The sequence below is a fragment of the Sphingomonas chlorellae genome, assembly GCF_056485145.1.
Genome location: NZ_JBQXXM010000001.1, coordinates 486823 through 501957, shown reverse-complemented (window position 1 = coordinate 501957; position 15135 = coordinate 486823). Strand labels below are relative to the sequence as shown.

Annotated in this window: 11 protein-coding genes; 6 read left to right on the top strand and 5 right to left on the bottom strand. The window is 69.3% G+C overall.

The genetic code is table 11. The annotated features are described in order from the left end of the window. Positions 1 to 169: 169 nt before the first annotated feature. Positions 170 to 3100 (top strand): TonB-dependent receptor, encoded by a 2931-nt coding sequence (locus tag ACT3CF_RS02420; RefSeq protein ID WP_478420134.1) that lies wholly within the window; start codon positions 170 to 172, stop codon positions 3098 to 3100. Positions 3101 to 3188: 88 nt separating this feature from the next. Here ACT3CF_RS02420 and ACT3CF_RS02415 read toward each other — a convergent pair whose 3' ends face one another. Then, positions 3189 to 4034, bottom strand: coding sequence for an oxygenase MpaB family protein (locus ACT3CF_RS02415; protein ID WP_478420133.1), 846 nt, complete (start codon positions 4032 to 4034; stop codon positions 3189 to 3191). 101 nt (positions 4035 to 4135) lie between these two features. On the opposite strand from ACT3CF_RS02415, the gene ppc reads away from it, so the two are divergent. After that, positions 4136 to 6808 carry a phosphoenolpyruvate carboxylase gene (gene ppc, locus ACT3CF_RS02410; protein ID WP_478420132.1) on the top strand — a complete coding sequence of 891 codons (2673 nt, stop codon included), beginning with the start codon at positions 4136 to 4138 and terminating at the stop codon, positions 6806 to 6808. A gap of 12 nt (positions 6809 to 6820) precedes the next feature. Here the strand turns inward: ppc and ACT3CF_RS02405 are convergent, their stop codons facing one another. From ACT3CF_RS02405 to ACT3CF_RS02395, 3 genes are all read right to left on the bottom strand, one after another. After that, entirely contained in the window at positions 6821 to 7231 is a 411-nt protein-coding gene (locus tag ACT3CF_RS02405) for an acyl-CoA thioesterase (RefSeq protein ID WP_478420131.1), read from the bottom strand. A gap of 55 nt (positions 7232 to 7286) precedes the next feature. Then, the gene (locus ACT3CF_RS02400; RefSeq protein ID WP_478420130.1) at positions 7287 to 7637 is read right to left on the bottom strand and encodes a DNA primase; all 351 of its coding nucleotides are present in this window, start codon (positions 7635 to 7637) and stop codon (positions 7287 to 7289) included. Between the two features lie 109 nt (positions 7638 to 7746). Continuing rightward, a complete protein-coding gene (locus ACT3CF_RS02395; protein WP_478420129.1) occupies positions 7747 to 9009 on the bottom strand; it encodes a multidrug effflux MFS transporter in 1263 nt (420 codons plus the stop codon). Between the two features lie 180 nt (positions 9010 to 9189). Between ACT3CF_RS02395 and ACT3CF_RS02390 the strand changes: the two genes are divergently transcribed. Together ACT3CF_RS02390 and ACT3CF_RS02385 are read left to right on the top strand one after the other, a co-directional pair. Beyond that, positions 9190 to 10146: an isopenicillin N synthase family dioxygenase gene (locus tag ACT3CF_RS02390; RefSeq protein WP_478420128.1), complete on the top strand. Its 957-nt coding sequence runs from the start codon at positions 9190 to 9192 to the stop codon at positions 10144 to 10146. A 61-nt stretch (positions 10147 to 10207) separates the two neighbouring features. Then, complete coding sequence (locus ACT3CF_RS02385) at positions 10208 to 11500, top strand: homoserine dehydrogenase (protein ID WP_478420127.1); 1293 nt, start codon at positions 10208 to 10210, stop codon at positions 11498 to 11500. 58 nt (positions 11501 to 11558) lie between these two features. Here the strand turns inward: ACT3CF_RS02385 and ACT3CF_RS02380 are convergent, their stop codons facing one another. Continuing rightward, entirely contained in the window at positions 11559 to 11945 is a 387-nt protein-coding gene (locus tag ACT3CF_RS02380) for a hypothetical protein (RefSeq protein ID WP_478420126.1), read from the bottom strand. A 142-nt stretch (positions 11946 to 12087) separates the two neighbouring features. Here ACT3CF_RS02380 and glpX point away from each other — a divergent pair, with 142 nt between their 5' ends. Further along, positions 12088 to 13065: a class II fructose-bisphosphatase gene (gene glpX / locus ACT3CF_RS02375; protein ID WP_478420125.1), complete on the top strand. Its 978-nt coding sequence runs from the start codon at positions 12088 to 12090 to the stop codon at positions 13063 to 13065. A gap of 170 nt (positions 13066 to 13235) precedes the next feature. Then, the gene (locus ACT3CF_RS02370; protein ID WP_478420124.1) at positions 13236 to 15098 is read left to right on the top strand and encodes a CocE/NonD family hydrolase; all 1863 of its coding nucleotides are present in this window, start codon (positions 13236 to 13238) and stop codon (positions 15096 to 15098) included. The last annotated feature ends 37 nt before the right edge of the window (positions 15099 to 15135 follow it).

The following is a 15135-nucleotide window of genomic DNA, read 5'->3' as shown; positions in this document are numbered from 1 at the left end:
GCGCTAACCCCTTGAAGCGGCACCAGGCGCCGCACCGATGCGACGAGCGGATATTGAATATCGTATAATATATTTGACATCGGATGACGCCCATGTTGCACTTTGCGACGAGGGGCCGGGAGAGGCCCGCATCCATCCGGAAAACCGGAGCAAGAAGGGGTCTTCCACCATGTCGAGACTGCGTATCCTTTCCGGCACCAGCGCGATCGCGATCGCGATGATCGCATCGAGCGCCCATGCCCAGACGAGCGAACCCGCCGCCCCCGCCGCCCAGGAGGAAGGCGCGGCGATCATCGTCACCGGCACGCGCATCCAGCGCCCCGAACTCAACAGCAACAGCCCGCTGGCCACCGTCGGCGCGCCCGAGATCCGGTATCAGGGCGCGACCAACATCGAGAGCGTGCTCAACCGCCTGCCCCAGTTCACCGCCGACGCGAACGAGAATGTCAGCAACGGCGCCGACGGCACCGCCAACGTCAACCTGCGCAACCTGGGATCGAACCGCGTGCTGGTGCTGGTCAACGGCCAGCGGATGCTGCCGCAGCAGGCGGTCGACCTCAACTTCATCCCCACCGCGCTGGTCGAGCGCGTCGACGTCGTCACCGGCGGCGCCTCGGCCGTCTATGGCTCGGACGCGATCGCGGGCGTGGTCAACTTCATCCTGCGCGACAGCCTCGACGGGCTGCGCATCGACGCGCAGGGCAGCTTCCTTCAGCACAACAACCGCAACGACTATGTCCGCAGCGTCGTCGGCGCGGCCGGGTATCAGAAGTCGCCGTCGAGCGTGACCGACGGCGGCAAGGCCGACATCAACGCCGCGTTCGGCAAGAACTTTGCCGACGGGCGCGGCAACATCACCGTCTATGGCGGCTATCACCATGCCGACCCGGTGACGCAGGACAGCCGCGACGTCTCGTCCTGTGCGCTCGACCCCGGTGCGGGGGGCAAATCGCTGGTGTGCGGCGGTTCGAGCAACAACGAGTACGGGCTGTTCACCCCGCTGAGCGGACCGAATGCCGGGCTGACGTTCAACAACACCAAGGACGGCCAGCACAGCTGGGTCCCGTATGATTCGAGCTTCCGCTACAATTACGCGCCGACCAACTATTTCCAGCGTTCGGACGAACGCTACACCGCGGGCGGCTTTGCCAAGTTCAAGTTCAGCAGCGCGGCCGAAGCCTATGGCAGCGTGATGTACATGCGCGACCACACCTTCTCGCAGGCGGCGCCGTCGGCGCTGTTCCAGGGCACGACCTTCACGATCAACTGCAACAACCCGTTCATGGCGGCCGCGCAGGCGGCGACGCTGTGCGGGACCGCCGCCGGCACCGCAGCGACCGCCGACACGTTCATCGGATACCGGCTGACCGGCCCGGGCAGCGCGCCGCGGCGCGACGACCTGAACCACAACGACTATCGCTATACCGCCGGGCTGCGCGGCGCGATCGGCAAGGGCTTCAGCTATGACGTGAACTACCAGCGGTCGCTGGTGCGGTATCACGAGACCTATCTGAACAATGTCGACAATGTGAAGGCGCAGCGCGCGCTGAACGTCGTGATGGCGGGCGGCAAGCCGACCTGCCAGTCGGTGATCGACGGCACCGACCCCAATTGCCGGCCGATCGACGTCTTTGCGTATAACGGCATCGACCCCAACGCCTATTCGTACCTTTATTCGCCGAGCAACACGCAGGCGCGCAACACGCAGGACGTGGTATCGGCGTCGCTGAGCGGCGACCTGGGCAATTTCGGCATCCGCAGCCCCTGGGCGCAGGAAGGCGTGCGCATCGCGCTGGGCGCCGAGCATCGCCACGAGACGCTGGTGTTCCTGGCCGACGACGTCGCCAAGCAGGGCGGATCGACCGATTCGGACGGCACGATCACGGTGAGCGAAGGCTATGGCGAGATCGAGGTGCCGCTGCTCCAGAACCTGCCCTTTGCGCACGCGCTGACGCTCAACGGCGGGCTGCGCTATTCGTCGTACCGCAACAACCAGCGTTCGACGGGCCTGCGTTCGACCTTCACCACCTGGACGTACAAGGGCGAACTCAACTGGGCGCCGAGCCCCGACCTGCGCCTGCGCGCCAGCTATAACCACGCGATGCGCGCGCCCAATATCGGCGAGCTGTTCGCCGCGACGTCGATCGGCAACGTGGCGGCGCAGGACCCGTGTTCGGGTGCGTCGCCGACCGCCTCGCTCGCGGTGTGCCAGCTCACCGGCGTGACCGCGGCGCAATATGGCCATATCCCCGAATGTCCGGCGGACACCTGTGTCCAGCAGGGCGGCGGCAACCGGCTGCTCAAGCCCGAGACGGGCGACACCTATACGCTGGGCGTGATCCTGACCCCGCGGGCGCTGCGCCGTTTCATGCTGTCGGTCGATTATTTCCACATCAAGGTGAAGGACTATATCGGCAGCATCGACACCTCGCTGACGATCAGCCAGTGCGTCGCGACGAGCGATCCCTATTATTGCGGGCTGTTCCACCGCGATCCGCGCAACGGCGTGCTGTTCGGCACCAACGGCTATGTCATCGGCACGACGCTCAACACCGGCTATCTGAAGACGTCGGGCATCGACGTGAACGCCAGCTATTCGCTGCCGCTGGGCGGGGCCGGGACGCTGGACCTCAACTTCATGGGCACCTGGCTCAACGAGCTCGTCAACCAGCCGCTGCCGGGGCTGGGCACCTATGACTGCAAGGGGTTGTTCGGTTATAGCTGCGGCCAGCCCTCGCCCGAATGGCGCCACCAGCTTCGCACGACCTTCCGCACGCGCGACGATGCGGCGACGGTCTCGCTCGCATGGCGGCACAACGGCGCGACGACGCTGTCGAGCCTGTCGGACAATCCCGCGCTGAAGGGCACGCCGAGCGTCATCAATGCCCGGATCGGCGCCTATGACTATTTCGACCTGGCCGGCACCTTTGCCGTGCAGAAGTCGCTGACGCTGCGCTGGGGCATCAACAACCTGCTCGACAAGGATCCCCCCGCGATCGCGCAGGGCATCCTGACCAAGTTCGGCAACGGCAACACCTATCCCGGCACGTTCGACCCGCTGGGCCGCACGATCTTTGTGGGCGCGACCGTCCAGTTCTGATCGTCCGCCCCACGGCCGGACTGCCCGCGCGCCGCGTCGAATTGCCCCTCGACGCGGCGCGTTTTTCATCGCGCCGTGGGTGCGCCGTTCAGCGAAAGGCCCAGCGCAGCGTCTCGGCCACGCCGAAGGTGCCCGCGCGGATCACCGGCAGCGCGAGGCGCGGCGCGGCGAGGCCGTGGAGGCGGCGCGCCCAGCCGGGGAGGAGATCGACCGCAGCCTGAAAGGCAAACGCCTGGAGCGCGTGGGCGGCCATGCCGGGCGCGGCCGATTCGCGCAGGATGCGCACCACCTCGCGCGTGCGCGCATCGGCGCGGAGCTGCGGACGCATCGCCTGCATCAGCGTTTCGGCATGGACACGCGTTTCGGGCACCGGATCGGCCCCCAGCGCGCGGCCGATCCGCGCGACCTCGGCGAAATAGCGGTCCTGGGCCTGGCCGGTCATCGCCGGATCGCCATAGCGACGCCAGCCCGCGAGGAAGCTGTGCATTTCGGTGACATGGACCCAGGCGAGCAGCGACGGATCGTCGGCGGCATAGGGCGTGCCGTCGGGCAACGCGCCGCGCACGCCGTGGTGGATGCGCCGCACGCGCGCGATCGCCGCCTCGGCCTGGTCGCGCGGCCCATAGGTGGTGAGCGCGATGAAGCGCGCGGTCCGCCGCAACCGCCCGAGCATGTCGGCACGGAAATTGGAATGATCCCACACGCCCGCGAGCACGCGCGGGTGCAGCATCTGGAGCAGCAGCGCAGCGATGCCGCCGACCATCATCGCCGCCACGTCGCCATGCACGCGCCACACGACCGAATCGGGCGCGAACAGCGCGTCGTCGCTGCGTTCGACGGGCGCCTCGCCCGCGGCGCGATCGTTGAACAGCGCGCGGACCTGTTCGACGAGCGCGCCCTTCAGCGGGTGGACCGGCGGGACGGGTGGCGGCATCGCCCCGATCTGGGGGCCGGTCGCAAGGAATGCAATGTCCGGCGGGCGCCGCGTATGACAACGGTTGACCGAAGCCATGCCGCCATGCAGCAATCATGCGCATGGCCAGTCCCACGATCGCGAACAACCCCGACATCCGCTTCCTCGGCCGCCTGCTGGGCGACGTGATCCGCGCCTATGGCGGCGAGGAGCTGTTCCGGCGGATCGAATATATCCGCGCGACATCGGTGGACCGCCATCGCGGCGTCGCAGGGGCGAGCGCGATCGACCCGGGGCTCGAGCGGTTGACGCTCGACGAGATGATCGCGTTCGTGCGCGGGTTCATGCTGTTTTCGATGCTGGCCAACCTGGCCGAGGACCGGCAGGGAATCGCCGCCGATCGCGAGGCCGACCTGGCATCGGCGCTCGACCGGCTGGCGCGCGCGGGGATCGACCGGGCGGCGGTGACGGCGTTGCTCGACCGCGCGCTGGTGAGCCCGGTGCTGACCGCGCACCCGACCGAGGTGCGGCGCAAGTCGATGATCGACCACAAGAACCGCATCGCCGAACTGATGGCGCTGCGCGACCAGGGGCGCGACGAGACCGAGGACGGCGACCCGATCGAGGAGGCATTGCGGCGCCAGATCGCGTTGTTGTGGCAGACGCGCGTGCTGCGGCGCGAGAAGCTGGGCGTGCCCGACGAGGTCGAGACGGCGCTTTCCTATTTCCGCGACGTGTTCCTGCCGGTGCTGCCCGCGCTCTATGCCCGGTGGGACCGCGCGCTGGGGCAGCGCGCGCCGAGCTTCCTGCGGCCGGGAAGCTGGATCGGCGGCGACCGCGACGGCAACCCGTTCGTCACCGCCGAATCGCTGGAGCTGGCGCTGGCGCGCGCGGCCGAGACGGTGCTGGAGCATTATATGGAGAGCGTCCACGCGCTGGGCGCCGAGCTGTCGATCTCCACCGAACATGCGCAGGTGAGCGAGGCGGTGCTGAGGCTGGCCGAGGCGAGCCACGACATGGGCCGCAGCCGCGCCGACGAACCCTATCGCCGCGCGCTGTCGGGGATCTATGCGCGGCTGTCGGCGACGCACGAGGCGCTGACCGGCAAGCGGCCCGCGCGGCCGGCGCCGATCGCCGCCGAACCCTATGCCCATCCGCAGGCACTGCGCGACGAGCTGGCGGCGCTGGCGCACGGGCTGGCGGCGCAGGGCGGCGGCACGCTGGCCGGGGGCGGCGCGCTGGGACGGCTGATCCGCGCGGTCGACACCTTCGGCTTTCACCTGGCGACGCTCGACATGCGCCAGAACAGCGCGGTGCACGCGCGCGTCGTCGGCGAGCTGCTGAAGGCGGCGGGCGTGGCGGACGACTATGCCGCGCTCGACGAGGCAGAACGCGTCGCGCTGCTCCGCCGCGAGCTGGCGAGCCCGCGGCTGCTGACCAGCCCCTATGCGCGCTATTCGGAGGAGACCGAGAGCGAGCTGGCGATCGTGCGCGCCGCGGCGCGGGCGCATGCGCGTTACGGCCGCGAATGCATCCGCCACTATATCGTTTCGATGGCGCAATCGGTGTCGGACCTGCTGGAAGTGCAGGTGCTGCTGAAGGAAGCCGGGCTGTACGTGCCGGGCGAACCGCCCGCGGCGCACATCATGGCGATCCCGCTGTTCGAGACGATCGCCGACCTGGAGGGCGCGCCCGCGATCATGGAAGCATGGCTGGCGCTGCCCGAGGTCGCGGCGATCGCGGGCGCGCGCGGGCACCAGGAAGTGATGATCGGCTATTCCGATTCGAACAAGGACGGCGGCTACCTCACCTCGACCTGGCAGCTTTCGCGCGGGTCGACCGCGCTGGCGCCGGTGTTCGAGAAGGCGGGCGTGGCGATGCAGCTGTTCCACGGGCGCGGCGGCGCGGTGGGACGCGGCGGCGGATCGAGCTTTGCCGCGATCCTCGCCCAGCCGCCGGGCACGGTGCAGGGCCGCATCCGCATCACCGAACAGGGCGAGGTGATCGCCGCCAAATACGGCACGCGCGAGAGCGCGATGACCAACCTGGAGGCGATGGCGTCGGCGACGCTGCTCGCCAGCCTGGAACCCGACCGGCTGGCGCCCGCCGACGCGCAGCGCTTTGCCGCGGCGATGGACCAGCTTTCGGAGGCGGCGTTCCGCGCCTATCGCGGGCTCGTCTATGAGACCGAGGGGTTCCGCACCTATTTCCACCAGGCGACGCCGATCGCCGAGATCGCGGGCCTGAAGATCGGGTCGCGCCCCGCCAGCCGCAAGAAGTCGGACGCGATCGAGGATCTGCGCGCGATCCCGTGGGTGTTCAGCTGGGCGCAGGCGCGCGTGATGCTGCCGGGATGGTATGGCGTGGGCGCCGCGATCGAGGCGTTTCCCGACAAGGGGCTGTTGCGCGAGATGGCGGCGGGCTGGCCCTTCTTTGCCTCGACGCTCGCCAATATGGAGATGGTGCTCGCCAAGTCGGACATGGCGATCGCCGAACGCTATGCCGCGCTGGTCGAGGATGCGGCGCTGCGCGACGCGATCTTCGGCGCGATCCGCGGCGGGTGGCAGGCGTCGCACGACGGGCTGCTGACCGTGACGCGGCAGACGCGGCTGCTGGAGAAGAACCCGGCGCTGGAAAACTCGATCCGGCTGCGGCTGCCCTATATCGAGCCGCTCAACCTGTTGCAGATCGAGCTGCTGCGCCGCCACCGCGCGGGCGAGGACGACCCGCGCATCCGCGAGGGCATCCTGTTGTCGATCAACGCGATCGCGACCGCGCTGCGCAACAGCGGCTGACGGCGGCGGCGCTCAGGCGTCGGCGGCGGGCGCCTCGAGGAAGCGCGCGGCGAGATCGGCGGGGACGCGCAGCAGCCGCCCGGTCGCGGCGTCGAGCAGCGCCCAGCTCGTCCGCGCCTCGACCCGGACGCGGCCGTCGTCGCCGGTGAAGCGCACGCGCCGGTCGAAACGCGCGCCGCGCGGCGGATCGGCGATCCAGGTTTCGGCAGTCACGGTCTCGCCCGCGCGGACATTGCCGCGATAGTCGATCTCGTGCCGCGTCACGACCCAGACATAGGCCGCCTGTTCGGCCGGGGTGGCGAGCGCCTCCCAATGCGCGACGGCGATGTCCTGAATCCAGCGCACCCAGACGGCGTTGTTGACATGCCCGAGCACGTCGATGTCGTCCGGCGTGGCGGTGATGCGGAGCGTGAAGCGGGCCATGCCGCGGTCTTAGGCGCTTTCGCCGCGCCGGGGAAACCCCGGCGGGCGACGATGATCAGGGTTCGAGCGCGGCGCGATCGGTATCGTCGAGCGCGTCGTCGGCGTCGGGATCGTCGAGCGCATCGTCGTCGAAATCGGCCTGGAGCTCGTCCTCGTCGCGGTCGCGCAGATCGGGCTGGCGCGCGGGGTCGACATCGGCAACGACGTCGTCGGTCAGGTCGATGTCGTCGATCGGCTCGCCGTCGGGCTCGCCGCCCAGATCGACCGGGATGTCGGTGAGGAGCGTACCGTCCGACGGCGCGTCCTGCGTCGCCTCGATGATCTCGGCGCGCTGGCTCTCGTCATAGCCGTCCTCGTCCCAGCCGTCGTCGCCCGGCCCTTTTGGCGAAATGCGATTGCCGCCCATGCTTGCTCTCCTCGACTGAAACCGCCTGCGGCACCGATGCCCCATGGCTTATCCGCGGCGAACGGCGGGAGCCGCGATTCCGTTCCGCGTCGGCCGGCGGGCCCCGCGGTCAACTGGGCCGGAACAGCACCCCGCGTTCGGCAAAGGCGACGCAGCCGAAGGCAAGCAGCCCCATGCCGAGGAACCCGGCATAGAGCGGCACCGTCGAGCCGTTGAACCCCTGCCCGATCGCGGCGCCGATCAGCGCGCCCGACAGCGTGGTGACGAAGCCCTGAAGGCTGGACGCGGTGCCGGCGATCGCCCCCATCTTTTCCATCGCCATCGCCGAGAAATTGGCGTTGGCGAGCGAGAAACAGGTCATCATCACCGCCTGGAGCAGCGCGAAACGCCACAGCGTTTCCCAGCCCGCAAGCGTGACCGCGAGGTGCACGCCCGCGACGACCACCAGCCCGGCCAGCGCGCTGTGCGAGATGCGCCGCGTGCCGAGCCGCATCACGAGCCGCGCGTTGAGGAACGACCCCACCGCCATCATGCTGGCGACCACGGCAAAGACGATGGTGAGCAGTTCGGGACGATGGAACACGTCGGCCATCACCTGCTGTACCGAGCCGATGAAGCCGAACAGCGCGCCCTGGAGCAGCGCGCTGGCGAGCGTGTAGCCGAGCGCGGTGCGGTCGCGCAGCATGAAGCGATAATCGGCCAGCACGCGCGCGACCCGCAGCGGTTGCCGCGCGCCGGGCGACAGCGTTTCGGGCATCCGCGACCAGAACCAGACGGTGACCGCGATGCCGATCGCCGCCGCGCCCCAGAAGATCATCCGCCACGATGCGCCCGTCGCGACGATCGCCTGGCCGAACATCGGCGCCAGGATCGGCGTTGCCATGAACACGATGAAGGCGAGGCTCATCGTGCGCGCCATCGCGCGGCCGGCATAGCAGTCGCGCACCAGCGCGACCGTGACGACGCGCCCGCCTGCCGCAGCGGCACCCATCGCCGCGCGCGCCGCGAGCAACAGCACGAAGCTGCCCGCAAGCGCCGCGACCGCGCTGGTCACGACATAGCCGACCAGCGCCCCCAACAGCACCGGCCGCCGCCCGAACCGGTCGGCGAGCGGGCCATAGCCGAGCTGCGCGACCGCGAAGCCGAGCAGATAGGCGGTGATGACGAACTGGCGGTGATTGGCCTCGCCGACGTGCAGGCTGTCGCCGATCGCCGGCAGGGCGGGCAGCATCGAATCGACCCCCAGCGCGGTGAGCGCCATCACGCACGCGATCAGCGCGACGAACTCGCCGAAGGGAAGCGGCGACTGGTCGGGCGGCACGCGCGCGGCGGGCGCGCCGGCGGCGCGGGCGGAGGCGGCGGATTCGGGCATGGTCCCCGGCATGGCGCAACCGGCCGGCGCCGTCACCCCCGAAACGGCCGGAGCGGCCATTTTGCCGCCGGGGCTCCCCCCGCGCGCCGCAACCCGTTAGGTTGCGTAGAGCGCGGCGGCTTGTTCGGGAACCCCGCCCCCGGCTAACGCACGGGTTTTGATTTCCCCCTGGAGACTCGCATGTCCGACACCCTTGCCGAAGTGCCGCTGATTTCGATGGCGGAGCAGGCGTCCGATCCCGACGGCTTTGCCCAGGCCTTTGGCCAGTCGTTCCAGCGGTTCGGCTTTGCCATGGTGCGCGACCACGGCATCGACCCCGCGCTGATCGCGCGCGCATGGGCGATGACCGAGGCGCTGTTCGCGCAGGACGAGGACGAAAAGCGCCGCCATGTCCTGCCCGGCAAGGGCGGCGCGCGCGGCTATACCCCGTTCAAGACCGAGATCGCCAAGGGCGCGACGCATGTCGACCTGAAGGAATTCTGGCACATCGGCCGCGAACTGCCCGAGGGGCATCGCTTTGCCCCGCAGATGCCCGCCAATGTGTGGCCCGAGCGCCCCGAGGGTTTCCGCGAGACCTTCCTGGCGCTGTACCAGGCGTTCGACGACACCGGCGACCGGCTGTTGTCGGCGATCGCGCGCTATCTGGGGCTGGCCCCCGACTGGTTCGCGCCCGCGGTGAAGGACGGCAATTCGGTGCTGCGCCTGCTCCATTACCCGCCGGTCGACGCCGACGCCCCCGAGGTGCGCGCGGGCGCGCATGAGGACATCAACCTCATCACGCTGCTGCTCGGCGCCGAGGAAGCGGGGCTGCAACTGCTCGACCGCGACGGCCGCTGGCTGCCGGTCAAGCCGCCCGAGGGCGCAATGGTGGTCAATGTCGGCGACATGCTCCAGCGGCTGACCAACCATGTGCTGCCGTCGACGACGCACCGCGTCGTCAACCCGGCGCCCGAGCGCCGCGGCTTCTCGCGCTATTCGATGCCGTTCTTCCTGCACCCCGCGCCCGATTTCATGATCGAGACGCTGCCCGGCTGCATCAGCGCGGAGAACCCGAACCGCTATCCCGAGCCGATCTCGTCGAACGATTACCTGTACGAGCGGCTGGTCGAGATCGGCCTGATCAAACCCGTGGCCTGAACAACATTGTTGCGCAATGCCGCCACGATACTCTAGCGGCATTGCGCAAAAGGAGACCCGAATGACCGAAGCGTTGCGCGTCGCCCTGGCCGGGCTGGGGACCGTGGGAACGGGCGTGATCCGCCTGCTCGACACCAATGCCGAGCTGATCGCGCGGCGGGCCGGCCGGCCGATCGAGGTGGTCGCGGTTTCGGCGCGCGACCGCAGCCGCGACCGCGGCGTCGATATCAGCCGCTTTGCCTGGCACGACGACCCCGTCGCGCTGGCGCAGCATCCCGATGCCGACGTCGTCGTCGAACTGATCGGCGGCGCCGACGGGCCGGCGCTGGCGCTGACGCGCGCGAGCCTGGCGGCACGGCGCAGCGTCGTCACCGCGAACAAGGCGATGATCGCGCATCACGGGCTGGAACTCGCCGGTGCGGCCGAGACCGCGGGAATCGCGCTGAAGTTCGAGGCGGCGGTGGCGGGCGGCGTGCCCGTGGTGAAGGGGCTGCGCGAGGGCGCCGCCGCGAACGCGATCGGCCGCGTCTATGGCATCCTGAACGGCACCTGCAATTTCATCCTGTCGAAGATGGAGGCCGAGGGCCGCGACTTTGCCGAGATCCTCGCCGAGGCGCAGGCGCTGGGCTATGCCGAGGCCGATCCGAGCTTCGACATCGACGGCATCGACGCCGCGCACAAGCTGTCGATCCTCGCCAGCCTGGCGTTCGGGACGCGCCCGGCCTTTGGCGCGGTGGCGGTGGGCGGCATCCGCCATATCCTGGCGGCGGACATCGCACAGGCGGCGTCGCTGGGCTTTCGGGTGCGGTTGCTGGGCATCGCCGAATCGACCCCGGCAGGGCTGTTCCAGCGCGTCCACCCGCACCTGGTCCCGGTCAATCACCCGCTGGCGCACGTCACCGGATCGACCAACGCGGTGGTGGCCGAGGGCAATTTCGTCGGCCGGCTGCTGTTCCAGGGCGCGGGCGCGGGCGACGGGCCGACCGCGAGCGCGGTGGTCGCCGACCTGATCGACATCGCGCGCGGCGAGTTCGGCCCGCCCTATGCGATGCCTGCGGCCGCACTGGCGGCGCAGCCCGCCGCCGACAGCGGCGAGCGTCGCGGCCGCGCCTATGTCCGCTTCACCGTCGTCGACCGGCCGGGCGTGCTGGCCGAGATCGCGGCGGCGATGCGCGATGCGGGCGTTTCGATCGAGAGCCTGATGCAGCGCGGCGCCAACCCGGACGGCAGCGTGCTGGTGGCGATCGTCACGCACGAAGGCCCCGAGCGCAACATCACCGACGCGCTCGAGCGGCTGCGCGGATCGCAGAGCCTGGCGGGCGAGCCGTTGCTGATGCACATCCTCGCCGGGTGAAACGCGCCGCGACGGAGCGGCGGCGCGGGTGCGACTCGCCGCCGCCGCCCCGCGGCGATCAGGGCGCCGGGTCGCGCAGCACGACGCGCGTGCCCGCCGCGGTGGTGGTGACGCCGACCGCGATCTTGCCGCAATCGCGGAAGAACAGTTCGCTGCCGCATTTGGGCGGCGCGGTGTCCTGCAGCCGGCGCAACCGCTCGCCATAGGCCTCGCGCCCCGCGTCGCGGGTGACGAAGGGCACGCGGTAACGATCGGCGTCGCGCAATCCGCAAACCGTGATCTCGTTTTCATCCTGAGGCTTGCGGCACGGAATCGAGGCCGCGGTGGCGGCACGATAGCGCACCATCTCCGCCTCGATCAGCACGCTTTGCGGGGCGGCGGGCGGCGGTGACGCGGGTTGCGCCGCGGGCTGTTGCCCGACGAGCAAGACGATCGAAAGCAGCATCCCCGACCCCTTCGCGATGGAGCCAAGACGATGCCGCGCAGTTGTGGCAGAATTGCGAAGGCCGTGACAACGCTAGCAGCCTCGACACTGCAACAGAGCACTCCTATCGCGCCCATACGTTCTTTGAGGGAGCCCCCATCCAATGACCAGCCCCACGCATAATCTCGACCGTGTTCTTGTGCTCGAAATGGTGCGCGTCACCGAAGCCGCGGCGATCGCGGCGTCGAGCCTCGTCGGCCGCGGCGACGAGAAGGCGGCCGACCAGGCGGCGGTCGAAGCCATGCGCGACGCGCTCAACAAGCTGTACCTCGACGGCACCGTCGTGATCGGCGAGGGCGAGCGCGACGAGGCGCCGATGCTGTACATCGGCGAAAAGGTCGGTGCGGCGCAGGGCAAGGGCCCGGCGATCGACATCGCGCTCGACCCGCTGGAAGGCACGACGATCACCGCCAAGGCCGGCCCGAACGCGCTGGCGGTGCTGGCGATCGGCGAAAAGGGCTGCCTGCTCAACGCGCCCGACGTCTATATGGAAAAGCTGGCGGTCGGCCCGGGCTATCCCGAGGGCATCATCGACCTCAACAAGACCCCGACCGAGAATATCCACGCGATCGCCGAAGCCAAGGGCGTGGCGCCGCAGGAAATCATCGCGTGCGTGCTCGACCGGCCGCGCCACGAGAAGCTGATCGCCGAGCTGCGCCAGATCGGCTGCGGCATCATGCTGATCCCCGACGGCGACGTCGCGGGCGTGATCGCGACCACCGACCCGAACACGACGATCGACGTCTATATGGGTACGGGCGGCGCCCCCGAGGGCGTGCTTGCCTGTGCGGCGCTGCGCTGCGTCGGCGGCCAGTTCAAGGGCCGGCTGGTGTTCCGCAACGACGACGAGCGCGCGCGTGCGGCCAAATGGGGCATCGGGGATCTCGACAAGATCTATGACCTGACCGAACTGGCGCAGGGCGACTGCATCTTTGCCGCGACCGGCGTGACCGACGGATCGCTGCTGGAAGGCGTGAAGCGTTACGGCGACACGATGACGACCGAGAGCGTGGTGATGCGCGCCAGCTCGGGCACCGTCCGCTGGGTCAAGGGCGAGCACCGGATCGAACGCCACCGGTGATCGAACGCGCCGGGCCGCGCCCGTCCCGTCCGCGGCGGCGGGCGGCGCGGCCCGATGCAGAGGCGGACGCGCGGCGGCATCGGCACCGCATCGCGCCGGGGGACGCGATTGACAGGCGGACGCCCCCGTCCTCTATTCCCCCGCGGCAATCGAACAGGGGGACGCCGACCATGCGCAACTGGAAAGTGATTTTCGCCGCCGGACTGGCGCTGTCGGCGCTCGCCGCGCCCGCGACCGGGCGCCAGACGGCCCCCGCGCCGCAACCCGCCGCGGCCGACGCGCCCTTCACCTTCGAAGAGGCGATGATCCCGATGCGCGACGGGGTGAAGCTCCACACCGTCATCCTGCGGCCCAAGGGCGCCACGGGGCCGCTGCCCATCCTGTTCCAGCGCAGCCCCTATGGCTCGCCCGATGCCGCGCCGCCGCGCGTGCCGAACAGCTGGGCGCCGCTGGTGCGCGACGGCTATATCTTCGTGTTCCAGGACATGCGCGGCCGCTTCAAGTCCGAAGGCGGGCCGTTCACGCTGTCGACCGAAGTGAAGACCGGCAAGGGCGCGACCGACGAGGCGACCGACGCCTATGATTCGATCGACTGGCTGGTGAAGAATGTGAAGCCGAACAACGGCAAGGTGGGCATGTGGGGCGTGTCCTACCCCGGCTTCACCGCGGCGATCGCGCTCGCCAGGCCGCACCCGGCGCTCAAGGCGACCAGCCCGCAGGCGGCGTGGATCGATTACTGGAAGAACGACGACCTGCATCGCTGGGGCGCGATGCGGCTGACCTATGCCAGCGACTGGGTGAACAGCCTGCAGGCCGACAAGACCAATGCCGGCATCGAGCTGTACGACCGCTACGACACCTATGACTGGTTCCTCCACGCCGGCTCGCCCGACGACATCGAGAAGAAGTATTTCAAGGGCCGGGTGCCGCGCTATCGCGAGATGATCGAGCATCCCGACTATGACGATCACTGGAAGAAGCAGGTCTGGTCGGACACGCTGGGCAAGACCACCGTGCCGACGCTCAACGTCGCCGGATACTGGGACCAGGAAGATCCCTGGGGTAGCTGGAAGATCTGGGAAAAGCAGCGCGCCAACGATCCGAACAAGCTGGCGCTGATGGTCGCCGGGCCGTGGGCGCACGGCACCTGGCACTCGCCCGCCAACAGCCTGGGGCGGATTCCGTTCGGCGTCGACAGCGGCACGCAGTTCGTCGAGCAGATCGAGGCGCCGTTCTTTGCCTATTGGCTGCACGGCACCGGGACCAAGCCGGACTTCGCGCTGAAGAGCTTCCAGTCGGGTTCGTGGCAGTGGAAGACGTACCAGAGCTACCCGCTCGCCAATGCGCAGGCGACCAGCCTCTACCTGCACGGCGACGGCTCGCTCAGCTTCACCGCGCCAGCGGCGGGCGAGGGGTGCCGCGACTATGTGAGCGATCCGGCGCGCCCGGTGCCGTTCCGCCCGCGGCCGATGTCGGCCACCTATGCCACGCCCGACTGGCGCTGGTGGGAGGCGGAGGACCAGCGCTTCGTCGACGATCGCCCCGATGTGCTGAGCTATGTCTCCGCGCCGCTGGAGAACGACCTGACCATCACGGGCGAAATCACCGCCAAGCTGATGGCTTCGACGAGCGGCACCGACAGCGACTTCGTCGTCAAGCTGATCGACGTGTTCCCGGAGGATTACGAGAAGGCGCCGACCGCGCTGGGCGCCTATGCCAAGGGCCTCAACGGCTATGAGCTGCCGATCGCGATGGAGATCCGCCGCGGGCGGTACCTCAAGAGCTTCGAGCGGGCGACGCCGCTGGTGCCGGACCAGGTGACCGCCTGGGACTTCCCGCTGCGCGACCATGACCATGTGTTCAAGAAGGGCCACCGCATCATGGTGCAGGTCCAGTCGAGCTGGTTCCCGGTGATCGACCGCAACCCGCAGACCTTTGTGCCGAACATCTACAAGGCCAAGCCCGAGGATTATCGCAGGGCGACGCAGCGGGTGTGCACGGGATCGGTGGTGACGCTGCCGGTGGTGAAGTGATCTGACGTCGCGAGCCCCTCCTCCAGCGAGGAGGGGC

Excerpts from the sequence above, each read along its gene's own strand:
- ACT3CF_RS02420 (WP_478420134.1), top strand. The coding sequence starts at position 170 with ATGTCGAGACTGCGTATCCTTTCCGGCACCAGCGCGATCGCGATCGCG.
- ACT3CF_RS02415 (WP_478420133.1), bottom strand. The coding sequence starts at position 4,034 with ATGCCGCCACCCGTCCCGCCGGTCCACCCGCTGAAGGGCGCGCTCGTC.
- ppc (WP_478420132.1), top strand. The coding sequence starts at position 4,136 with ATGGCCAGTCCCACGATCGCGAACAACCCCGACATCCGCTTCCTCGGC.
- ACT3CF_RS02405 (WP_478420131.1), bottom strand. The coding sequence starts at position 7,231 with ATGGCCCGCTTCACGCTCCGCATCACCGCCACGCCGGACGACATCGAC.
- ACT3CF_RS02400 (WP_478420130.1), bottom strand. The coding sequence starts at position 7,637 with ATGGGCGGCAATCGCATTTCGCCAAAAGGGCCGGGCGACGACGGCTGG.
- ACT3CF_RS02395 (WP_478420129.1), bottom strand. The coding sequence starts at position 9,009 with ATGCCCGAATCCGCCGCCTCCGCCCGCGCCGCCGGCGCGCCCGCCGCG.
- ACT3CF_RS02390 (WP_478420128.1), top strand. The coding sequence starts at position 9,190 with ATGTCCGACACCCTTGCCGAAGTGCCGCTGATTTCGATGGCGGAGCAG.
- ACT3CF_RS02385 (WP_478420127.1), top strand. The coding sequence starts at position 10,208 with ATGACCGAAGCGTTGCGCGTCGCCCTGGCCGGGCTGGGGACCGTGGGA.
- ACT3CF_RS02380 (WP_478420126.1), bottom strand. The coding sequence starts at position 11,945 with ATGCTGCTTTCGATCGTCTTGCTCGTCGGGCAACAGCCCGCGGCGCAA.
- glpX (WP_478420125.1), top strand. The coding sequence starts at position 12,088 with ATGACCAGCCCCACGCATAATCTCGACCGTGTTCTTGTGCTCGAAATG.
- ACT3CF_RS02370 (WP_478420124.1), top strand. The coding sequence starts at position 13,236 with ATGCGCAACTGGAAAGTGATTTTCGCCGCCGGACTGGCGCTGTCGGCG.